Annotated in this window: 20 protein-coding genes and 1 other annotated feature; of the genes, 13 read left to right on the forward strand and 7 right to left on the reverse strand. The window is 66.5% G+C overall.

Going from position 1 to position 20,619, the window contains the following annotated elements; translation table 11 throughout:
• Positions 1-2: 2 nt before the first annotated feature.
• Complete coding sequence (locus tag G6N46_RS00615) at positions 3-1,406, forward strand: APC family permease (protein WP_138249841.1); 1,404 nt, start codon at positions 3-5, stop codon at positions 1,404-1,406.
• 28 nt (positions 1,407-1,434) lie between these two features.
• On the opposite strand, the gene G6N46_RS00620 is transcribed toward G6N46_RS00615, so the two are convergent.
• A protein-coding gene (locus tag G6N46_RS00620) for an IS3 family transposase (protein ID WP_138249840.1) occupies positions 1,435-2,696 on the reverse strand; the annotation gives its coding sequence in 2 pieces (ribosomal slippage) (positions 1,435-2,393 and positions 2,393-2,696; 1,263 coding nt in all).
• Positions 2,266-2,397, reverse strand: a sequence feature (AL1L pseudoknot). It overlaps the preceding gene by 132 nt.
• Positions 2,697-2,822: 126 nt before the next feature.
• Here G6N46_RS00620 and G6N46_RS00625 point away from each other — a divergent pair.
• The 3 genes from G6N46_RS00625 (at position 2,823) to G6N46_RS00635 (ending at position 6,117) form a co-directional block, all read left to right on the forward strand.
• On the forward strand, positions 2,823-3,902 hold the full coding sequence (locus tag G6N46_RS00625) for a Gfo/Idh/MocA family oxidoreductase (protein ID WP_138249839.1): 1,080 nt from the start codon (positions 2,823-2,825) through the stop codon (positions 3,900-3,902).
• A 105-nt stretch (positions 3,903-4,007) separates the two neighbouring features.
• Positions 4,008-4,868: a phytanoyl-CoA dioxygenase family protein gene (locus tag G6N46_RS00630; protein ID WP_138249838.1), complete on the forward strand. Its 861-nt coding sequence runs from the start codon at positions 4,008-4,010 to the stop codon at positions 4,866-4,868.
• A gap of 16 nt (positions 4,869-4,884) precedes the next feature.
• Positions 4,885-6,117 (forward strand): PucR family transcriptional regulator, encoded by a 1,233-nt coding sequence (locus G6N46_RS00635; RefSeq protein WP_138249837.1) that lies wholly within the window; start codon positions 4,885-4,887, stop codon positions 6,115-6,117.
• On the opposite strand, the gene G6N46_RS00640 is transcribed toward G6N46_RS00635, so the two are convergent.
• From G6N46_RS00640 to G6N46_RS00650, 3 genes are all read right to left on the reverse strand, one after another.
• Positions 6,095-6,547 carry a cupin domain-containing protein gene (locus G6N46_RS00640; protein WP_138249836.1) on the reverse strand — a complete coding sequence of 151 codons (453 nt, stop codon included), beginning with the start codon at positions 6,545-6,547 and terminating at the stop codon, positions 6,095-6,097. The two genes, G6N46_RS00635 and G6N46_RS00640, sit on opposite strands and share 23 nt — an antisense overlap.
• 48 nt (positions 6,548-6,595) lie before the next feature.
• Positions 6,596-6,991, reverse strand: a complete 396-nt coding sequence (locus G6N46_RS00645) for a VOC family protein (protein ID WP_138249835.1) — start codon at positions 6,989-6,991, stop codon at positions 6,596-6,598.
• A gap of 74 nt (positions 6,992-7,065) precedes the next feature.
• Entirely contained in the window at positions 7,066-7,959 is an 894-nt protein-coding gene (locus tag G6N46_RS00650) for an exodeoxyribonuclease III (protein ID WP_138249834.1), read from the reverse strand.
• A gap of 197 nt (positions 7,960-8,156) precedes the next feature.
• Here G6N46_RS00650 and G6N46_RS00655 point away from each other — a divergent pair, with 197 nt between their 5' ends.
• A complete protein-coding gene (locus tag G6N46_RS00655; protein WP_138249833.1) occupies positions 8,157-8,615 on the forward strand; it encodes a hypothetical protein in 459 nt (152 codons plus the stop codon).
• 39 nt (positions 8,616-8,654) lie between these two features.
• Here G6N46_RS00655 and G6N46_RS00660 read toward each other — a convergent pair whose 3' ends face one another.
• Positions 8,655-9,041 carry a DUF5997 family protein gene (locus tag G6N46_RS00660; RefSeq protein WP_138249832.1) on the reverse strand — a complete coding sequence of 129 codons (387 nt, stop codon included), beginning with the start codon at positions 9,039-9,041 and terminating at the stop codon, positions 8,655-8,657.
• Positions 9,042-9,092: 51 nt separating this feature from the next.
• Between G6N46_RS00660 and G6N46_RS00665 the strand changes: the two genes are divergently transcribed.
• Positions 9,093-9,938: a hypothetical protein gene (locus G6N46_RS00665; RefSeq protein ID WP_138249831.1), complete on the forward strand. Its 846-nt coding sequence runs from the start codon at positions 9,093-9,095 to the stop codon at positions 9,936-9,938.
• Here G6N46_RS00665 and G6N46_RS00670 read toward each other — a convergent pair.
• Complete coding sequence (locus G6N46_RS00670; RefSeq protein WP_138249830.1) at positions 9,911-10,633, reverse strand: hypothetical protein; 723 nt, start codon at positions 10,631-10,633, stop codon at positions 9,911-9,913. The two genes, G6N46_RS00665 and G6N46_RS00670, sit on opposite strands and share 28 nt — an antisense overlap.
• A 51-nt stretch (positions 10,634-10,684) precedes the next feature.
• Between G6N46_RS00670 and G6N46_RS00675 the strand changes: the two genes are divergently transcribed.
• From G6N46_RS00675 to G6N46_RS00685, 3 genes are all read left to right on the forward strand, one after another.
• The gene (locus G6N46_RS00675; RefSeq protein ID WP_234880709.1) at positions 10,685-11,431 is read left to right on the forward strand and encodes a LysR family substrate-binding domain-containing protein; all 747 of its coding nucleotides are present in this window, start codon (positions 10,685-10,687) and stop codon (positions 11,429-11,431) included.
• A 49-nt stretch (positions 11,432-11,480) separates the two neighbouring features.
• A complete protein-coding gene (locus G6N46_RS00680; protein ID WP_138249828.1) occupies positions 11,481-12,194 on the forward strand; it encodes a TetR/AcrR family transcriptional regulator in 714 nt (237 codons plus the stop codon).
• A gap of 183 nt (positions 12,195-12,377) precedes the next feature.
• A complete protein-coding gene (locus G6N46_RS00685; protein ID WP_234880708.1) occupies positions 12,378-14,018 on the forward strand; it encodes a PE-PPE domain-containing protein in 1,641 nt (546 codons plus the stop codon).
• Here G6N46_RS00685 and G6N46_RS00690 read toward each other — a convergent pair whose 3' ends face one another.
• Complete coding sequence (locus tag G6N46_RS00690; protein WP_138249826.1) at positions 14,019-15,197, reverse strand: geranylgeranyl reductase family protein; 1,179 nt, start codon at positions 15,195-15,197, stop codon at positions 14,019-14,021.
• A 233-nt stretch (positions 15,198-15,430) separates the two neighbouring features.
• Between G6N46_RS00690 and G6N46_RS00695 the strand changes: the two genes are divergently transcribed.
• The 4 genes from G6N46_RS00695 (at position 15,431) to G6N46_RS00710 (ending at position 20,502) form a co-directional block, all read left to right on the forward strand.
• Entirely contained in the window at positions 15,431-16,186 is a 756-nt protein-coding gene (locus tag G6N46_RS00695) for a TetR/AcrR family transcriptional regulator (protein WP_234880707.1), read from the forward strand.
• Positions 16,187-16,280: 94 nt separating this feature from the next.
• On the forward strand, positions 16,281-17,792 hold the full coding sequence (locus G6N46_RS00700; protein WP_138249825.1) for a flavin-containing monooxygenase: 1,512 nt from the start codon (positions 16,281-16,283) through the stop codon (positions 17,790-17,792).
• A 134-nt stretch (positions 17,793-17,926) separates the two neighbouring features.
• Complete coding sequence (gene nrdF / locus G6N46_RS00705; RefSeq protein ID WP_138249861.1) at positions 17,927-18,889, forward strand: class 1b ribonucleoside-diphosphate reductase subunit beta; 963 nt, start codon at positions 17,927-17,929, stop codon at positions 18,887-18,889.
• A gap of 65 nt (positions 18,890-18,954) precedes the next feature.
• The gene (locus G6N46_RS00710) at positions 18,955-20,502 is read left to right on the forward strand and encodes an IS1182 family transposase (RefSeq protein WP_138251208.1); all 1,548 of its coding nucleotides are present in this window, start codon (positions 18,955-18,957) and stop codon (positions 20,500-20,502) included.
• Positions 20,503-20,619: the final 117 nt, after the last annotated feature.

The following is a 20,619-nucleotide window of genomic DNA, read 5'->3' on the forward strand; positions in this document are numbered from 1 at the left end:
TGATGGACATCACCACCAGCGCGAACACCGCTGAGCCCGGTACTACGCCCCGGCTGAGCGGCAAGCTCGGCGTCGGCTCGATCTCCCTCATGATCATCGCCGGGGCCGCCCCGCTCTGCGTGGTCGGCGGGCCGATGGTGCTGGGCCTGGCCTTGGGCAACGGCGCAGGCCTGCCCATCGGCTACGTGGCGACCCTCGTCGTCCTGCTGCTCTTCGTCATCGGCTTCACGACGATGACACCGTTCGTTCGCTCGGCGGGGGCGTTCTACTCTTACGTGCACGCGGGCCTGGGCCGAGCTGCCGGAATCGGCACCGGCTATCTGGCAATGCTGTCGTATACGTGCATCTTCATCGGGCTGTTCATTCTGTTCGGGACCGGTGTCGACGCGCTGGTGAAGTCCTACGGCGGACCCGCGTCGCCATGGTGGCTGTGGGCCGGGGTGGGACTGGCGCTGACGTTGTTCCTGGGCTACCGGGACGTCGAGCTGTCCGGCAAGGTCCTGGGTGTCCTCCTGGTCGCCGAGGTGAGCATCGTTCTCGCACTGGACTTTTGGATCGTTGCGCGCGGCGGTGGACCGGAAGGCCTGTCCGGTGGGATCTTCTCTCTGAAGACGATATTCACCGGTGCACCCGGGGTGGGCCTCATCTTCGCCGTGCTGAGCTTCATCGGCATCGAGGCGGCGGCGGTGTTCCGGGACGAGGCACGCGATCCCGCCCGGACGGTACGCCGAGCCACGGTCATTTCGGTGGTCGTGGTGGGACTCTTCTACACCTTCACCTCGTGGGCGGTGATCAGCGGAGTCGGCGACAGTCGAGTTGTCCAGGCCGCGGCAGCCGACCCCGAGGGCCTGTTCTCCGCTGTGGCGCTGCAGTACCTCGGACGCGTCGGTGCCGACCTGACCGTGGCGATGTTCGTCACCAGCACCTTCGCGGCCGCCTTGACGTGGCACAACATCCTCGCCCGTTACACCTTCTCCCTGGCGTCCCGGGGTCTGTTGCCGACCCCGCTGTCGGCGAGCCACCCGAAGCACGGCTCGCCGCACCGCGGAGCGGTGGCCGTCGCGGTCGTCACCGGCGCCGTGCTGGCCGGCGGCATCGTGATCGGGCTGGACCCGATGAGCGAAATCTACACGTGGACATCGGGTCTGGGGTCGATCGGATACGTCGTGCTGCTCATCCTCACCTGCTCGTCGGTGCTGGCGTTCTTCCGTCGCGAGCCGCACGGGGCGCCGGTGACTCGGACACTGATCGCGCCACTGCTCGGCATGGTGGGGCTGGTCGCCATCCTGGCGATCATGCTGCTCAATCTCGATCTGCTCGCCGGGAACAGTCGCGTGGTCTCGGTCGTCATCATTGTTTCCCTGATCGCCGCCTTCGCGCTCGGACCCGTTGTGGGGAAGCTCTGAAACGCCCTGGGTCCGCCGGAGGCTCGGGCTATTGGATTTCGACCAGGGTTTGGCCGCTCCGTTGGGCATCGTAGAACGCGGCTTCGTACTCTGCCGGAGGTAGGTCGCCGAGGTAGCCGTGCAGGCGGCTGGTGTTGTGCCAGTGCACCCAGCCCAGGGTGGCCAGCTCGACATCCTCGACGGTCTTCCACGGCCCGGTGTGAGCTGGCCCGTAGATCAATTCGGCCTTGTAGTAGCCGTTCACCGTCTCGGCCAAGGCGTTATCGAAACTGTCCCCGACGGTGCCGATTGACGGGACTGCGCCGATCTCGGCGAGCCGTTCGCCGTACCGGATGGAGGTGAACTGAGATCCGGCATCGGAGTGACATACCAAGTGCGGCAACAGCTTTCCGCGTGACCAGCGGGCCATCTCGATCGCATCGAGCACCATCGTGGTGCGCATGTGCGAAGCCACCCGCCACCCGACGATCATCCGGCTGAACGCATCGATAAGGAAGCAGACGTAGGCCACCCCGGCCCAGGTCGGCACGAACGTCAGATCGGTCACCCACAACTGATTTGGTGCGCTTGCGGTGAACTGGCGTTTGACCAGATCTGGGTGCCGGGCCGCGCCAGGATCCGGTTTGGTGGTGCGCACTTGTTTACCGCGCCGGGCCCCGCAGATCCCGTTGGCCCGCATCAGCCGGGCCACCTGGTCGCGACCCACGTCATGGCCGGCCCTACGGGCGGCCTTGTAGAGCTTGCGGGCCCCATAGACCCGGTAGTTGTTCTCCCACAGCGTCACCAGGGCCGGACCCAGCACCGCGTCGCGGCAGGCCCGCGGCGACGGTGGGCGAGTTTTGGCGTCGTAGTAGGTGCTCGGGGCCACCGACACCCCTGCGGTGCGCAGGACGGTGCAGATGGGCTCGACCCCGAACTCGGCGCGATTCGCGTCGATGAACGCGATTACCTGCGGTGTTGGCGGTCGAGCTCCGCCCCGAAGAAACTCGCCGCTCGTTTCAGAATCTCGTTGGCCCGCTTGAGTTCTCGATTCTCCTGCTCAAGATCTCTAATCCGTTGCGACTCACCCGAACTCACCCCGGGCGCGTGACCGTCATCGATATCGGCCTGACGCACCCACGAGCGGACCGACTCAATCCCGTAGCCGAGCTGGCGCGCCACCCGCGACACCGTGCCCTGCTCGGTACCCAACTCCTGCCGCAGCGTCCGCACCATACGCACCGCGGCGGCCTTCTCCTCCGGGCTGTAGCGACGTGCCGTGGGCTTGCCTGGCGACTGTTCTTTCGGCATTCCTGCATCCTCGTTTCCAAGGTCAGGAGCCTCCGGGATTTCCAGGGCGTTTCACTCCTGCCGGCCTCGGGCCGGCAGGAATAGCGAAACTGCCGAACCACGAATCCCACTGAAAGACAGCGAAAAATGACACAACGAATCGCGATGGTGGGCCTCGGCGCCACGGGCCGCGCCATGGCGCAATCCCTGCTGCAGCGCACCGACGTCGAGATCGTCGGTGCGGCCGACCGCAATCCCGAGGTGATCGGCACCGACCTCGGCACGCTGGTCGCTAGCGCGGCGACCGGCGTGACCGTCGTCGATGATCCCGCGAGTCTGCCCCCGGCCGACCTGGCGATCGTCGCGACGACGTCGGATCTGAACCACGTGGCCGCCACCCTCGTGCCGCTACTTGAGCGTGGGTACAACGTGATGAGTATCTGCGAGGAACTGGCGTACCCGTGGTCGAGTCACCCCGAGATCTCGCGTCGTCTCGATGACACCGCCAAAGCGCACGGCGTGACCGTGCTGGGCACCGGCGCCAATCCCGGTGTCCTCATGGACACCCTGCCGCTGCTGCTGACCGCTCTCACTCAGCGCGTCGATCGCGTGATCATCCGCCGTCGCACCAACATGTCGCGGTACGGGGCGATCCTGTCGAAGTTCGGCATGGGACTGACGCCCGCGCAGTTCGCCGCCGCACAGGAATCCGGAGAGGTGGTCGGCCACTACGGTTTCGAACAATCGATCAGCGCGCTGGCGAGCGGCCTTGGCTGGACCCTGGACGCGATCGAGGTTGGCCGGGTGTCGCCCGCGGTGGTCAGCGAGATCACTCGCGTCGGCGAACACGTCACCGTCGAACGTGGCCAGATCGCGGCCGTCACCCACGCCGCCCGCGGATTGTGCGGCGGCCGTGCGGTGATCGACCTGGAGATCATGTTCGGCTTCTTCGACCCGAGTGACGCGCTCACCGCGGGTGACGATTGCCGCATCGAAGGCGCTGACCAGGTGATCGAACTGACATCGCTGACCGGCTTCGAGTCCTTCGTCAGCACCATCGCGGCGGCGGTCAATGCCGTGACGGCGGTGATCGACGCGCCCAGCGGATTCCTGTCCATGGGAGACCTGCCCGCCCGCACGCTGGCATCGAAAGGTGCGCGGCTGCGTGAAGCATCTGGACTCTCGCCGATGGTGCAACATGCACCGCCCGCCCGCTCGATTGGTTGAGAGGTGCCATGGCACATGACCGGGCCCAGCGGCAATAGTGAGATGAACGCCACACCAGCAGCTCGGCGTCTCCCCAAAGTTCAATTCGCAGAAAGAGATAACGCGATGACCACCGCTGTTTCGAACCTCAGGAAGCTTCCTCACACCGCGGATGTCGCGGAGATCCGCGCCGTCGTCGCCGAGGACGGTGGGGTGATCATCGAGGGCCTGCTGACCCCTGAGCAGGTCACCCGATTCAACGCCGAGATCGAGGGCCCCCTCACCGCGCTGACTCCCGGCGGCAAGCACGAGCTCGAGATCGTCAACGAGTTCCACGGCGCCAACACCAAGCGCCTGACGAACCTGGTCACCCACAGCCCGGTCTTCCGCAACGAGATCATCAACCACGACCTGGTGCACGCCCTGTGTGATGCGACCTTCCTCGAGGAATCGGGCACGTACTGGATGACCACCGCCCAGGTGATCGAGATCGGCCCCGGCAACCGCCCGCAGTTCCTGCACCGCGACCTCGAGAACTGGTACCCCTTCGTCGGCATGGGCCCCGCCGGCCCGGAGATCACCCTCAACTTCCTTATCGCCCTCACCGACTTCACCGAGGAGAACGGCGCCACCCGCGTCATCCCCGGCAGCCACAAGTGGCCCGATTTCCAGGACCGCGGGACGCCCGAGCAGACGGTCCCCGCGATCATGAACGCCGGCGATGCCCTCTTCTTCAGCGGCAAGACCGCACACGGCGGTGGCGCCAACGTCACCTCCGATGAGTACCGCCGCGCGGTGTCTTTCGCGTTCAACCCGGGCTTCCTGGTCGGGGAGGAGGCCTACCCGTTCCTGGTCGACCGGGAGGTGGTGAAGACCCTGCCGGAGCGCGTCCAGCGCATCCTAGGCTTCCGCTCGCAGTACCCCACGGGCTCGCCCGGCCTGTGGATGGTCGACTACCGCGAACTCGCCGATCACCTCGGTCTGTAAGCGGCAGACTGTTGCCATGACACCGGATCAGCTGTGGCCCGATGCATCCGATCCGGTCCGCCGGCTGATCCGGGAACTCGCTGAGTCGATGCTGACGAGGTCCGGCGAAGTGGTCGCCGATCTGACCGCGGCGTCCCTTCGCGACTCGCGGTACCGGGCGATCGCCGACGACCCGGTACTCGCGGAGGCCGACGCGAGCCTGACGGTCGCCAACCTCAAGCATTGGCTGACATCCAACATCGCCGAACCGGGTCGCCGGGTCGCTCCCGCGACGGGAAGCGCCATGCGCACCTACGCACGTGATGTGGTCCTGCGTGGCCTGACGACCGACGATGTCGCATCGTGGCGATCTGCTCAACGTGTCGGGTGGAAATGGTGGCTGGCCGCTTGCTTCAAGGCGACCGACGATGCGGAACAACTCCGTGAACTCATCGAGATCACGGGCAATTCACTTGCCACATTCGTCGACGATTCCATCGAGGAACTGGCGGCACACGTGGGCCGCGTCCGCGAGGAGTTCGCCGGTGGCTCACAGCTGCAGCGCTACGCCACTGTCGAATTGCTGCTCCAGGGCGCGGACATCGCACCGTCGCGTGCCGAAGCGCAGCTGGGCTACGCGCTGACCGGTTCTCACATCGGCGTCGTGGTCTGGGTGGATTCGGAGCAGGACGTCGGCTTGCTCGAGCGCGCCAGTGAACAGGTGATGCGGGCGTGCGACGCGGACCGGCGACTGACGGTGGTCGCCGGTACTGCCGCGTTGTGGCTGTGGATCCCGGCGAAGGCAACGCCAACAGCTGCTGATCTCGCCGAGCGCCTGGGACGACGGCCTGGTGTGCGCGTGGCTCTGGGCCGCCCGGCCGCGGGCATGAGCGGCTTTCGGCGCACACATATGGATGCCGCTGCAGCGCAACGGCTTCTGGCCCGCCTGGACTCCGGGCTGTCCATCGTGCGCTACGAGGACGTCCACCTGGTGGACCTGCTGTCGACGGATCTGGCGTCCGCCGACCAGTTCGTCGCGGACGTGCTCGGTGAATTGAAAGATGCCAGCCCGGTGCTGCACCAGACGGTGCTGACATACGTGGACGAGGGACTCAACCGCACGAGCACCGCCGAACGGCTGTACACCCATCGGAACACCATCGACCGGCGTCTCGCCCGCATCGACGAATTGCTGCCGAAACCCTTCGCGCGCAACCCGATCGAGGTGACTGCGGCCCTCACATTGCTCAGTGTGCGCGGGGGCCACTGACTCCGACGAACTGCCCGCGACGCGGGATCGTGGACACCAGGCGACGACCCACCCGCGTCGCGACGCGCCCCACCCGGATCAGCAGCGTAGGGAGCGGGGTGCGCAGAGTGGCGTGCTTGCGGACGTAGTCCGGGACGTGCCATCGGTAGGTGGTACCGGCGGCAAAAACCGCGGAATCGCCCGCCCGGAGCCAGGTTCCGGTCTCTGGGTCGCCGATGCGGACCTCGCCGGCGACGATGTGCACCGTCTCCTCTACGACGAAGGTCCAGTCGAAGGTGCCGGCCGAGCAGTCCCAGATATAGAACTCGACTGCCGAGTCGCCACTGGTGTGCCAGCGCCGCGACCGTGCCCGTGGCTTGCCGTCGACGACCCATGACGGATCGATCGGGCTATCTGCCAGGTCGTGATCCTGTGCGAATGCTGACTGCATGCTGGGAAATCGTAGCGGTGTGCAGGATTGGCCGGGGTCAGTTTTGGGCTACGTGGCCGCGGGGTCCATCCAGAAGATCTGCCAGGAGTGGCCGTCGAGATCGTGGTAGCTGCGGCCGTACATGAAGTCCTCGTCGTCGGTATCGCCCGGCGTGGCGCCCGCAGCGATGGCGCCGTCCACGAGGGTGTCCACGCACTCGCGGCGGTCGACACCCAAGCAGACGACGCACTCCTTCGTTTTCGACGCGTCCGCGGTCTCTGCCGTGTGCAGGGAATCGAAGACATCGCGCTGCGTCAGCATCGCGAACTGGTTCTCGCCCAACACCAGAGTCACTGCGTTGTCACTGCTGAACGTCTCGTTGACCGCATAGCCGAGGCCGGAGAAGAACTTCCGCGAGCGCGCGACGTCGGCGACGGGCAGGTGAACGAAGATCATGGCGTGCATCGGGCTGCTCCTGTGGTCCGCGGCGCCCGGAAGCGGGCGCCGTCACCGGGATAGACAGCCGGCTCACGCACAACTCATCGCGCGGCGGTTCCGGGGAAGGCGTATCGCACGACGACAGGCGCGTGGTCGGACAGCCGCGCGTCGGGAGCGGCTTCCTTGTCGACCGTCACCGACATAGCGGTCCGCGCGAGCCGCGGCGTGGCCAGGTGGTGATCGATGCGCCAGCCCACGTCCTTGCTGAACGACTCGCCGGCCCAACTCCACCAGGACAGCGGCCCGGGCCGGTCACCATGCAGCGTCCGCACCACGTCGACGAGTGTGCGCGGCCCGATCTGTGCGTCCAGCCAGGCGCGTTCCTCGGGGAGAAAGCCCTCCATCTTCTGTGCGGGCCGCCAATTCGTCACGTCGTGCGGAAGGTGCGCGAGGTTCAGATCGCCGAGCAGCAGGAACTCGCGGCCCGCCGCGAGCGCCGCCCGCCGGTTCCGGCTCAGCTCGCGCGCGAACGCCCCGAGGAAGCGCATCTTCCTGTCGTACTTGGCGCCGCCGTCGGGCAGATCGCGCATGTTGCCGGGCCGCTGCAGGTGCGCCGGCAGGCCGCCTTTCGGCAGATAGAGGCACGCCAGAGTGAGGGGAGCGTGCGCGAGGTCGACCTCGAGGTACCGCCCCTCGTTCGCGAATGTCCCGAGCCCCCGGGTGCGCGGGGGATGCGAGACCCAGGTCCGCACGTCCGTCGGCGCCTCGCGCGTCAGGATGGCGACGCCGTTGCGGCCCGGTATCGAGCCGGAGTCGATCGCCGCGTGATAGCCGTCGAATTCGCCGACCTGCTCGGGCGGGCAGCGCAATTCCTGCAGGGCCACCACGTCGAGTCCGCGCCCGGCGAGCCAGGCGTCGAAGCCGCGACGGCGTGCCGCACGGATGCCGTTGACGTTGAACGTGGCGATGCTCAGTGGAGAGTCCGGTGTAGCCATCGGCTCTACCAAAGCAGATCGGCACGGCGGCCGTTCGGCGGACTCGGCATGTCCGCCGATCGGGGGGAGAACGGTTCCACCGGTGAATCCGCTGTTCGGGGGAATCCGGAAAGCCGCCGTTCGCGGAATAGTCGTCGGTGTCAGGGGATCATCCCAAAACGTCTCTCGGTCAACAACATTCACTTACAGGAGGCTCCATGAACATCACGACGGCTCGTATCGCCGCAGCGGGAACGGGAATCGCCGCCGCGCTGTCCTTCGCCGCGGTTGCCCACGCGGGAACCATGCCTGTCACTCATCCCGGCGAGCCGACCATCGCCATGACGATCACCAACCACACCGACAAGGTTCAGTTCCTGCTCGATGACGGGACGAGCCCCAACGGCAAATGGGTCGACGGTCCTCAGCGCCTACTGGCACCCGGAGCCACCGAAACCGTGACAGCCGTTGCGCCACAGGGCGACTCGCTCGACATGCACGTCGCCTACCGGGTTGGTGTCGGCGGCCCGACCGCCACCTACGAGGTCAACGACTCGAAGACCAACACGAATGTCGCGAACACCGGTGTCACCGGTTTTCTCGCCAAGAACTACTGGATCAATCACAGCTTCAGCAGCCATTACCCCAACGCCAACGTGGGCTTCGATCTCTGGTGAGTGCTGCTGTGACGACCGGTGGCAGGTGGCGACCGGTCGTCAGGCTTCGCGCGCCTGATCCGCGTGCAGTGCCTTGATCCGCCGCTGCTCGCGCAGTACCTGCTGGTAGCTCTCGCGTTCGATGATCAGCCAGTCCGGCTTCTCCTCGAGCAGGGCGTCGATCTGCTCGGTGGTCAGCGCCTTCTCGACGCCGCCGCGTGCGAGGCCGGCGATCGAGATACCCAGCTTGGCGGCCACCAGGTTCTTGGGGTGCGGCCCGTTCTTGCGAAGGTCCTTGAGCCACTGTGGCGGATCGGCCTGCAGCGCCGCCAGGTCGGCGCGGGTGATCGCGTTCTCCTGGAACTCGGCAGGTGTCGCGGGCAAGTACACGTCCAGCTTCTTCGCCGCGGTGGCGGGTTTCATGGACTGCGCGTTGGGCCTGCTCATGGGCATCAGCCTATCGGTAGGTCGCTGCGATGACCCCGTACGATCCGCGACGTGGAGTTTTCGACTCTGGATCTCGCGACCCGCAAGTTCTGGCGGGCCACCGGCAGAGGCGTCGACCTCGACGGCGTCGATGCCTGGCTGCAGGCGCCACTCGGGTCCCGGGGCGGCGGGAACAACTGGCTGCGTGATGAAGCGGCCCGCCGCGGTGGCGCCCTGCGCGACGACGACCCCGACGCCGGTTTGCAGCCCGATCTCGAGGGACTGTCCGGGCCCGGATTCGATGCCGCAGCCGTCCACCCGATGATTCACGACTTCTACACCCACACGGCGCGCTGGCGGATGGAGGTGTGGAGCAGCTGGTCACCGTTGTTCTGGCCGGGCGGCGAATTGATATCGCGCATGTTCGGTAAGCGGGTACAGCAACTGGCGCTACCGATGCGTCCCCTCGACGTGGCACGCGGCATCGATGGTCGGGTCTCGGTGATCACCGACGGCACCGGCGCGCAGGTCGCGGCCGGCTGGATCCGGACCTTGCGCGGCAACGGCGACACCGTGTTCAGCGGATGCTATTCGCGCAGAACACTTCCCGGTGCCGACCGGGCCAGCGTGCACGTGACGTTCCCGTTGGAAGAGGGCAACGTCCAGGTCTTCCTGCGGCCGCAGCACCTGCCGGACGGCGGTCTGCGGTTGTCTTCCCCGGCCGGCCCGTGGGGCGCTGACGGGGCGTACGTCCTGGTGCGTGATCGCGGGCGCTACTTCGCGCGGCGGGTACCCGTGCATGAGACGTTCGACCTCTACGTCGACCGTGAGCAGGTGCTCCGCACCGACCATGTGCTGCGGATGTGGAACCTGCCGGCCGTCCGCCTGCACTACAAGCTGGAACGCCACGGCACGTAACCGGTACGCCCGTCCCAGTAGCCGTGTTCGGACAGCGGCCGGAACCGGTAGGTCGCGAACTCGCGGTGGAAGTCGCGGCGCCGGCGCTCGGCCATCGCATCGGCATGTCGAGCCGGGTCGGCGACCTCGGTCACACCACCCCGGCCGTGCACCATCCCCGTCATCGCCCGCACCGAGGTCCAGATCGAGAAGGTCGAGATCGAACGGGGCGGACGCATCGCGGCCAACGCCAGGGTGGCGTCCGGATGGTCGCGCACCAATCGCTCGACCGGCTTGCCCCACGTGAGGAAGCGCGGGACCTCGGGCAGTCGCATCCGGGCCAGGGTGACGGCGACGACGGGCTCGTCATCGTCGGAGGCCTCGGCCTCCTGCGGTAGATCGGGGAGTGCCACGAGCGTGGACCAGCGCCGCAGAAACGTCATCCGGACATGCCAGCCCGTGGCGAACCGCGCGCCCGGACCGGCCAGGAATGCGTCGATCGCGGCCTCGTCCTCCCACCGGGCGAACATCGCCAGCCGCCGCAACTGCAGCCGGTCGGGGGAGATGGTCGGGGCGCCGAGCCGCATCAGGGACAGGCACTCGGCGTAGCGCAGCCCGGCCACCCGGTCGGGCTGCGGTGGTCGCCGCAGCAGCGGCACCGTCGCCGTGACAGGCAGCTCGACGAGATGGAACGTGAAGACGCCGAGCTCGGTCATGCCTCAATTATCGGCGCTGACCACCAACCGCCCGACGCGCGTTTGGGTAGCGTGATCGCCGTGACACCGTCCTCGTCGGCCTCATTGACTCTCGGGTACGTCCCCGGTGGGACGCCCGCGAAGTGGGCGCGGATCTGGGCCGAGCGTCATCCCGAGGCGGCGCTGATTCTGCATCCGGTCTCGGCGGCCGATGCGGCCGACACGCTGCGGGCCGGCGGCGTCGACGTGGCGCTGCTCCGGCTGCCGGCGAACACGACGGGGCTGGCCGTCATCTCGCTGTATGAGGAGACGACGGTGGCTGTCGTGTCGACCGATCATGTGCTCACCGCGGCCGACGAGATCACCGCCACGGACCTCGACGGCGAGCCGATCATCGTGCCGCTCGACGACGTCGTCGGCTGGGCGGATGCACCGGGAAACGCGGTCGAGTACCGGCCCGAAACCACCGAGGGTGCAATAGAACTCGTCGCGACGGGCATGGGTGCCCTCATCGTGCCGCAGTCGCTCGCGCGGCTGTATCACCGCAAGGATCTCACGTACCGGCCGATCACCGACGCGCCCACCTGCCCCGTCGCACTGGCCTTTCCGGAAGGGGAACAGTCGGAACTGGTCGAGGAGTTCATCGGCATCGTGCGGGGCCGAAAGGCCAGTTCGTCGCGGGGCCAGGCCGAGCCGGCGCCGAAACGCAGCGCGCGCGAGAAGACCCTTGCCAAGCAGGCGGCCCGGGCGGCTGCCGGGAAGGGCGCCGTGGGCAAATCGGCCCGAAAGTCAGGCCAGGCCAAGCGCGGTCGGCGCTGACGCCGTTGTAGCCCGTGGCGTTTGCTCAGCGCTACTACACTCCCAGGCCATGAGCAGACCGTCGGCGGGCGCAGGTAAACGCACCACCGCGCCACGATCCGCGACATCACGAGCTCCGCGCACTATCCGCGGACTCGACGCCGAGCAGCGTCGAGTCCACCGCCGGGAACAACTTCTGGCGTCCGCGTTCGAGTTGATCGCGCGCGACGGTTATGCCAACACCTCGATCGAGCAGATCTGCCAGAACGCGTTCGTGGGAAACAAGGCGTTCTACGAGACATTCGACAGCAAGGAAGACTGCTACATCGAGTTGCTCCGGCAGATCGCCGAGCGAATCGAACGCCAGGTTGTCGAGATCCTCGAGGACACCACCGCTGACAACGACGATATGGTCGAGCGGCTGCTGTCGGCGTTTGCCCACGCCCTGGTCGACGACCCCAGGATCGCGGTGGTGGCGTTCGGGGAGTGCGCAGGTATCTCGCCACGGGTCGAACGTCAGCGTCGCGAGAATCGGCGTTGGACCGCAGCGTTTGTCGAAGAGTTGTGGCGGCGTCGCGAGTTCCCCGAGATCGCGGCCGACACCACGCTCGACTTCCATGCGCTGGCGGTCCTGACCGTCGGCGGTCTGTTCGAGGCAGTTGCCGACTGGCTGCACGACTACGAGCCCGACGCTGAACAACGGCCGAGCATCGACACTCTCATCGGCAATCTGACCAGCTTCATGGCAGTGGTCCGGGCCGGCATCACCGCCTCATTGCGCTGATCGCAATCCGCGCCATACCCCGGTGCATCCGATCGCGGGCCGCTTTGGCAAGAGTTCTTGTTTTTAGAAAGAGGTCTTGTTCGAAACCGGCTGTTGCTATAGCGTCCTGCGGCTATGGGGGTCAACTCAACACAATTGCAATCGCCGCGATGGACGGCCACGGTCCTGGCGAGGGGTGTCGCGGTGGGTATCGCCGCGGCGACTGTGGTCGGCGTGTCGGCGCCTGGCGCTCCGATCGTGTCGCAGGCCGCGGTACAACTCGTCAACACCACCATCGGCGTCGGAGGATCGTTCGACCCGTTGGGGCTGAGCATCCCGCTGTTCTTCTACGGAACGACTGTCCCGCAAGGGGATTCATTCCACGTAGTGCCATACCCGGGGCAGATCAACGTCGAATGGCCGATCATCTCCGCACTGCCGGGGTTGTCCGGCGTCCCGTACTGGCCGCACTCGCTGAAGCAGTCCGAACGCATCGGTGCCGGATATCTCGAGCAGGACATCGCCAAACAGGCACCCGGTCAGAAGATCACCATCCTCGGCATGTCCCAGGGTGCACAGGTCGCCGAGATCGCGCGCGCCGACATGGCCAAGGACCCCGTGTACGTCGCCCACGCCGGCGACTACACGTTCACCCTCATCGGCGATCCGTACCAGCCGAACGGCGGCATCCTGTCGCGCTTCACATCGTGGAGTCGTATGCCGATCCTGGGTGATCTCTTTCCGCTCGGACGACCGGGGCCGTCCGACAGCCCATTCCAAACCACGGTCTACCAGAACCAGTACGACGGATTCGCTGATTTCCCGGCCTATTTCAACCCGCTGGCCGTTGTCAATGCCTTGCTGGGCATCATGTTCGAACATGTCCTTCCCGGCTATGCGTTGGAGCCCAAGACCAGTTCCAACACGGTGAGCACCACCGTCGGCAACACCACGTACGTGACCTTCCCGCAGCGCCTGCCGCTGCTGGCACCGCTGCGTCTGGCCGCGTCGCTGATCGGGGCGCAGCGGCTCGTCGACGCCATGGACCCAGTCCTGCGCGTCATCATCGAAAGCGCCTATGACCGCACCGCGGATCCCAGCCAGGTCAAGCAATTCAGCTGGACCACGCCGCAGGCCAAGATCTCTGCCGCCCTCAAAGAGCTGCCCGGAGCGTTCGCACAGTCAATGCAGATTCTCCGTACCGGCCGCTACACGCCGACGCTGCCGCAACCGGTCGTGGATGCCACCGAACCGGCGACACCCACAACCGAGCATCCTGCGAAGTCTGTAGATAACTCACCGCTGGCCAGGGCGATTCGGCAGTCGGTGGTCAATCTGACTGCGGCGCTGACGAATATCACTCGTCCGGTGGCCAAGGTGTTGCAGGTGGTCGGCGGCCAGAAGCCGACGTCGGCGACGCCGCCGAGTGCCGCACTCGCGTCCGTCGTCGCGGTGCCTACACTCCAGTCGCCGTCGACCGGAAGCCGCCTCTCGGTGACAGCACCGCGGACAGCGCAGGCGACGTCGGGGGAGCCGGACTCGAACGCGGCCTCCGGTGCTGCCGCGGCCTCGTCATCACCGGCCGCCTCGAAGGACAAACCGGCCAAGCGCGCACGCTCGGTGCGGCCGACGCCAGACGCCGTCGCGCCGGTGCGGCCGACCCGCGATCATGCAGATACCGGGGCCGCGCCGAACTCGCCTACCGCGGCGACGGCCAAGGCGGGCGACCGTCGAAGCGAATCCGCCGGGACCGCAACGAAATCCGGCGCACCGGCCGGCGCGAAGGCCGATCACGCGAAGGCCGATCACGCACAGTCCGAAAAGAGCGCCCGGCCCGCAGCCTAGTCAGGTGTGCGCCGGACCCTCGGCTTTCTTGTACAGCGACTTGAGCAGCACATCGCGGAAGACGCGGCTGTCGACCGCGCGGCGGCCGGCGTCGGCCACCCACGGGATGCCGGCCAGCCGGTGAAAGAACCGGCCGCGCCGGTACTCGCGGCCCCATGCGGCCTCGATCCGCTGCTGGTAATTGGTGAAGTCGCCGGGACCACCATTCGCCAGGGCGGCGGCGGCGCATTCGCCCGCGGCCAAACCGGATTCGAGTGCTTTGGAGATCCCGGCACCGGAGGCGGGCTTGCCGGCGCCCAGCGCATCGCCGGCGAACAGGATGCCGGGTCGCCACGGTGGCCACGCGGTGAAACCCATGGGCAGCCGCCAGGCCCGCACACTTCTGTTCTTCTTCAACTCGTCGATCGAGGGCAGCGCCCAGTCGCGGGGCAGCGTGTGCAGGAAGTCGCCGAGGAATCGGGTTGCGTTGATGGCCTGCCAATTCCGGTAGCTGTTGACGTAACCCAGCCCGATGTTGAAGTTGCCGTTGCCCATGGGGAACACCCAGCCGTAGCCGGGCAATTGGTGACCGTCGAACAGCAGCTTGAGATAGATCTCCAGGGCATCGGAGTCGGCGCGCTCGGCCGGCATCTCGGCGCGAATGGCGATGGCCGAATAGCCGTGTAAGTCGGAGTCGAGGTGCAGCGCGCGCTTGAGCGGGGAGTAGGCGCCGTCGGCGGCGATCACGGCGTCTGCGTGCACCGCCTCGCCGTCCTTGAGGACCACGCCGGTGATCCTGCCGTCGTCGTCACGCACAGGGCCGGCCACCTCGGCGCCCTGGCGCACTTCCACGCCCGCGGCGGCGGCGTGCCCGAGCAACAGCGCATCCAAGTGGGTACGGCTGACGGTGCAGCCGTGGTCGGGCATACCGGGGCGGCGCGGGAACGACAGCTCCCATTGGTGCGGGCTGAATACCGTGACCCGATTGATCCGGTGGAACTCTGCCACCTCTTTCGCGAGGCCCATCTTCTGCAGGTAGCTGACACCGCGGGCGGTCAGGCCGTCGCCGCACGGCTTGTCGCGTGGGAAGGCGGCCTTGTCGAGGACGAGCACGCTTGCGCCGGCCTGCGCCGCTTGCCACGCAGCAGCCGACCCGGCCGGCCCTCCGCCGGCGACGATGACGTCGTACCGCTGCGCCATGTGATCAAGTTCCCCTGTCAGGCCGGTACTTTCGGGCGGTGCGTGAGGCCGATGCTACGCGCGAAGTCTGTCGGCCGGCTGGTCCGACCGCGCGCCCGAAGGTGTGACATGCGCCGCGCCGGGCAGTCTGAGCAGGTCAGATTTGGCCCGCCCGGTACAGTGGCGGGGTGCGCAGGCCATCTCTTCCACGCACCGGCATCCAGGCCGGGGTGAAAGTTCCTGGTGTGCCAGGCGTGAACGTTCCGTCCGTCAGCGTGCAGGTGAAGGTCACTCCGCCGAAGGGCGCCCCCGAGAAGGTGGACGCCCGCAGTGAGCGTTGGCGCGAACACCGGCTCAAGGTCCGCGAGGAGATCGTCGACGCCGCGTTCCGCGCGATCGACCGGCTGGGGCCGAACGTCAGCGTCCGGGAGATCGCCGAAGAGGCCGGTACCGCCAAGCCCAAGATCTACCGGCACTTCGCCGACAAGTCCGACATGTTCTCGCAGATCGGCGAGCGGATGCGCGACATGTTGTGGGCGGCCGTCATTCCGTCCATCGACATCGAGCACGATTCGACCGGGCAGATCATCGGCCGCGCCGTCGAGCACTACGTGGACCTGGTGGACCAGCACCCCAACGTGGTGCGCTTCCTGCTGCAGGGCAGGTTCGCCGACCAGTCCGCCGCCGCGATGACGACCGTCAACCGGGGCCGCGACATCACGCTGGCGATCGCGGCAATGATCAGCGGCGAACTCAAGGACATGGACCTCGACTCGGCCATCTTCGAGCTGGCGGCGTTCACGCTGTTCGGCGCGGCCGCCTCGGCGACCGACTGGTGGCTCGGCGGCAGTGACGACACTCCGCGCCGGCTGCCCCGCGACCAGTTCGTCGCACACATGACGACCATCATGATCGGCGCCATCAACGGCACCGCGCGGCTGCTCGGCATCCGGTTCGACCTGGACCTGCCGGTGCACGACGCGGTCCGCCGCGAAGAATCCGTCGGCTGACAGGCCGTCGCCAGCCAGGTGCGTTGACACCTGGGCGGCCTGACCGGACACTGTGAAGTATCCGGTACCGCCGTTCCCAGGAAAGAGCAGGTTCATGACGGTTTCCGAACAGTCCGCCGACGTCGAGGTCGCCGCCGAGCCGATCGTGACGCGGGCGGTGATCATCGGGTCCGGTTTCTCCGGGCTGGGTATGGGGATCGCGCTGCGCAAACAGGGCTTCGGTGCGCGTGACTTCCTGATCCTGGAGAAAGCCGACGAGGTCGGCGGCACCTGGCGCGACAACACCTACCCCGGCTGCGCGTGTGACATCCCGTCGCACATGTACTCGTTCTCCTTCGAACCGAAGGCCGACTGGACGCACATGTGGTCGTTCCAGCCCGAGATCTTCGACTACCTCAAGGGCGTCACCGACAAGCACAACCTCCGCCGCAACATCCGGTTCAACACCCACGTCGACCGCGCGCACTGGGACGAAGACGAGCGGCGCTGGCACATCTACGACGGCAGTGGCCAGGAGTACATCGCCCAGTTCCTGATCTCCGGCGCGGGCGGCCTGCACATCCCGTCGGTTCCCGAGATCGAGGGCAGCGACGAATTCGTCGGTGTCGCTTTCCATTCCGCGCAATGGGACCACAGCGTCGACATCACGGGTAAACGTGTCGCGGTCATCGGGACCGGCGCCAGCGCCATCCAGATCGTGCCCGCGATCGTCGACCAGGTGGCCGAGCTGCACCTGTACCAACGCACCCCGGCGTGGGTCATGCCCCGGCCCAACAACGCTTTCCCGGAGTGGATGAAGAACACCTTCCGCCGGGTACCGGGTACCCGTGCGCTGATGCGGGACGCCATCTACTGGATTCACGAAGGTGTCGGCTTCGCGATGACCAAGCAGCCGCGACTGCTCAAAATCGGTGAGCTGCTGGGCAAATGGAACATCAACCGCAGCATCAAAGACCCCGAGCTGCGTCGTAAGCTGACGCCGAACTACGTCGCGGGCTGCAAGCGAATCCTGAACTCCGACACCTACTATCGCGGCATCGCCAATCCGAAGACACAGGTCTTCACCGAGGGGATCGAGCGAATGACCGCGGGTGGCATCGTCACCCGCGATGGCGTCGAGCATCCCGTCGACGTGGTGGTGTGGTGCACCGGTTTCCACGTCACCGACTCGTACACCTATGTCGACATCAAGGGCCTCGGGGGTGAGGACCTGGTCGACCGGTGGAACCGCGAGGGCATGGCGGCGCACCGCGGCATCACGGTGGCGAACATGCCGAACCTGTTCTTCCTGCTGGGCCCGAACACCGCCTTGGGCCACAACTCGGTGGTGTTCATGATCGAGTCGCAGATCCGCTACGCCGCGCAGGCCATCGCGGCGGCCGACAAGGCGGGCGCCGCCGCGCTGATGCCGAGCCGCCGCGCCCAGGACGAGTACAACGCCGAATTACAGCAGAACCTGGCCGGCACGGTGTGGAGCACCGGTGGTTGCCACAGCTGGTACATGGACGAGCACGGCGTGAACCGCACGCTGTGGAGCGGCATGACCTGGCAGTACTGGCTCGAGACCAGGAAGTTCAAGTCGACGGAGTACGAGTTCATCCGCTGAATCGGTGTCGCCGGCGCGACACGAAAACACAACTTTTAGCGGTGTTCGTCGATGGGAAACACCAGGGGTAGTGTCTGTGGTGCCGATCCGGCAAACACAGTTCCAGCTGAAATGGGGTCACGGTGTCTGAAGGTATGAAGCTGATCGACCGGGCCTCCGCGATCAACTGGAACCGCGTGCAGGACGAGAAGGACGCAGAGGTCTGGGACCGTCTCACGGGCAACTTCTGGTTGCCGGAGAAGGTGCCGGTGTCCAACGACATCCCGTCCTGGGGCACCCTGACCGACAGTGAAAAGCAGCTCACCATGCGGGTTTTCACAGGCCTGACGCTGCTGGACACCATCCAGGGCACCGTCGGCGCCGTCAGCTTGATCCCGGATGCACTGACGCCGCACGAGCAGGCCGTCTACACCAACATCGCGTTCATGGAGTCGGTGCACGCCAAGAGCTACAGCAACATCTTCTCGACGCTGTGTTCCACCGTCGAGATCGACGAGGCGTTCCGCTGGTCGGAGGAGAACCCGAACCTGCAGCGCAAGGCCGAGATCGTCATGAAGTACTACAAGGGTGACGAGCCGCTCAAGCGCAAGGTGGCCTCGACGCTGCTCGAGAGCTTCCTGTTCTACTCCGGCTTCTACCTGCCGATGTACTGGTCCTCGCGCGCCAAGCTCACCAACACCGCCGACATGATCCGGCTGATCATCCGCGACGAGGCAGTGCACGGCTACTACATCGGCTACAAGTACCAGCGCGGTCTGACCATGGTCGACGAGGCCAAGCGCACCGAGCTCAAGGACTACACGTACGAGCTGCTGTTCGAGCTGTACGACAACGAGGTGGAATACACCCAGGACCTGTACGACGGCGTCGGCCTCACCGAGGACGTCAAGAAGTTCCTGCGCTACAACGCCAACAAGGCGCTGATGAACCTCGGCTACGAAGCGCTGTTCCCGCGCGACGAGACCGACGTGAACCCGGCGATCCTGTCGGCGCTGTCCCCGAACGCCGACGAGAACCACGACTTCTTCTCGGGCTCGGGTAGCTCGTACGTGATCGGCAAGGCCGTCAACACCGAAGACTCGGACTGGGACTTCTAGGAGTCTGCTGAAAAATCCGCGTGGCGGAAGGCGGGTTGGTCGGTGGTATCTGGGATCCTTGGTGGGTGCAGGGTCGCTCTGATGATCAGCGTGAGTTGTTGGATGCCGAATCGGTGGCCGGGCATCTTCTGAAGCCCGACAGTGTGTTTGCGTTCCTGGCGGCCCATCGCCACGAGTTGTTTCCCGAGGAGATGTTCGCGGATCTGTTTCCGTCGCGGCGGGGCCGGCCCAGTGTGCCGGCCGAGGTGATGGCCTCGGTGATCGTGTTGCAGGCGTTGCATGGGCTCTCGGACAACGAGACCGTGGATGCGGTCACCTTCGATCTGCGGTGGAAAGCCGCGTGCGGGCTGCCGGTCACCGCACCGGCATTTCACTCCACCACCTTGACCTATTGGCGGCGCCGGCTGGCGGCCTCGGATCGACCGAACCGGATTTTCGAGGCCGTGCGCACCGTGGTCGCGCAGACCGCGGTGTTGGCAGGCAAGACCCGGCGGGCGCTCGATTCCACGGTCCTCGACGACGCGGTGGCCACCCAGGACACCGTGACCCAGCTGATCGCCGCGATCCGGCGAGTCCGGCGTGAGGTCCCCGGCGCCGCCGAGGTCATCGAAACCCAGTGCACGGCACACAATTACGATGATCCGGGTAAACCAGCGATCGCCTGGAACGACAAGGCTGCCCGTGATCAGCTCATCGATGCCCTGGTCGGCGACGCCCACCGGGTTCTGGGGCATCTGCCCGAACAGGAACTGGGGCCACGCGCCGCCGAAGCGGTGGCGCTGTTGGCGTTGATCGCCGGCCAGGATGTCGAACCGGCTGAGGGTTCTGATGGCACCGACGGGCACTGGCGCATCGCCCACAAGGTCGCCCCGGACCGGGTCGTCTCGACGGTGGATCCTGAGGCCCGGCACGCTCATAAGACGGTGCATCGGCGCCAGGACGGTTTCAAGGCCCACATCGCGATCGAACCCGATACCGGGATCATCACCGACTGCGCGCTGACCAAAGCCAGCGGCCCCGATAACCACGAAGCGGTCGTCGGGCTGGGATTGCTTGCCGATGAGGATGCCCCGGTGCGGGTGCTCGGTGATTCGGCCTACGGCACCGGCGCAGCCCGGGCAGAGTTGGCCGAGCGCAAGCATGTTGCGGTGATCAAACCGCTGCCGTTGCGTGCCGCGGTGCCCGGTGGGTTCACCATCGATGACTTCGCCGTCGACTTCACCGCGCGGACGGTGACCTGCCCCGCCGGCCATACTGTCGGTATCGCGCCTCGTGGTGGTGTGAAGTTCGGAAAATACTGTGGCGCTTGCCCTTTGATGACCAAGTGCACGACGGCCAAACGGGGACGACAGCTGACCGTCTCTGAGCACGAACCGCTGATGCGTGCCGCCCGCCGCCAAGCCCACGACCCCGATTGGCAGGACGAGTACCGCCGGCACCGGCCCATGGTGGAACGCTCCATCGCCTGGCTGGCCCGCGGCAACCGCAAAGTCCGCTACCGCGGAACCCTCAAAAACGACCACTGGCTGCACCACCGCGCCGCCGCATTGAATCTTCGACGGCTGATCGCCCTGGGCCTTGGCCACAACGGCACCACCTGGGCCATCGCCTAACAGCAGGTGACCAACCTCTTGCCACCCCAGGCAACCGATGCCACAGTCGATGGTGGCGGGGTGATCTCGCATCTGTCGACCTCCGGGCCTGACTTCACCCACGCGCCACCGAGCGCT

Source organism: Mycolicibacterium phocaicum (genome assembly GCF_010731115.1).
GTDB classification, from domain to species: Bacteria; Actinomycetota; Actinomycetes; order Mycobacteriales; family Mycobacteriaceae; genus Mycobacterium; species Mycobacterium phocaicum.

Coding starts and splice junctions, on each gene's coding strand:
- G6N46_RS00700 (WP_138249825.1), top strand. CDS start 16,281: ATGACGGTTTCCGAACAGTCCGCCGACGTCGAGGTCGCCGCCGAGCCG.
- G6N46_RS00635 (WP_138249837.1), top strand. CDS start 4,885: ATGACACCGGATCAGCTGTGGCCCGATGCATCCGATCCGGTCCGCCGG.
- G6N46_RS00680 (WP_138249828.1), top strand. CDS start 11,481: ATGAGCAGACCGTCGGCGGGCGCAGGTAAACGCACCACCGCGCCACGA.
- G6N46_RS00650 (WP_138249834.1), bottom strand. CDS start 7,959: ATGGCTACACCGGACTCTCCACTGAGCATCGCCACGTTCAACGTCAAC.
- G6N46_RS00660 (WP_138249832.1), bottom strand. CDS start 9,041: ATGAGCAGGCCCAACGCGCAGTCCATGAAACCCGCCACCGCGGCGAAG.
- G6N46_RS00670 (WP_138249830.1), bottom strand. CDS start 10,633: ATGACCGAGCTCGGCGTCTTCACGTTCCATCTCGTCGAGCTGCCTGTC.
- G6N46_RS00630 (WP_138249838.1), top strand. CDS start 4,008: ATGACCACCGCTGTTTCGAACCTCAGGAAGCTTCCTCACACCGCGGAT.
- G6N46_RS00625 (WP_138249839.1), top strand. CDS start 2,823: ATGACACAACGAATCGCGATGGTGGGCCTCGGCGCCACGGGCCGCGCC.
- nrdF (WP_138249861.1), top strand. CDS start 17,927: ATGAAGCTGATCGACCGGGCCTCCGCGATCAACTGGAACCGCGTGCAG.
- G6N46_RS00655 (WP_138249833.1), top strand. CDS start 8,157: ATGAACATCACGACGGCTCGTATCGCCGCAGCGGGAACGGGAATCGCC.
- G6N46_RS00615 (WP_138249841.1), top strand. CDS start 3: ATGGACATCACCACCAGCGCGAACACCGCTGAGCCCGGTACTACGCCC.
- G6N46_RS00690 (WP_138249826.1), bottom strand. CDS start 15,197: ATGGCGCAGCGGTACGACGTCATCGTCGCCGGCGGAGGGCCGGCCGGG.
- G6N46_RS00640 (WP_138249836.1), bottom strand. CDS start 6,547: ATGCAGTCAGCATTCGCACAGGATCACGACCTGGCAGATAGCCCGATC.
- G6N46_RS00645 (WP_138249835.1), bottom strand. CDS start 6,991: ATGCACGCCATGATCTTCGTTCACCTGCCCGTCGCCGACGTCGCGCGC.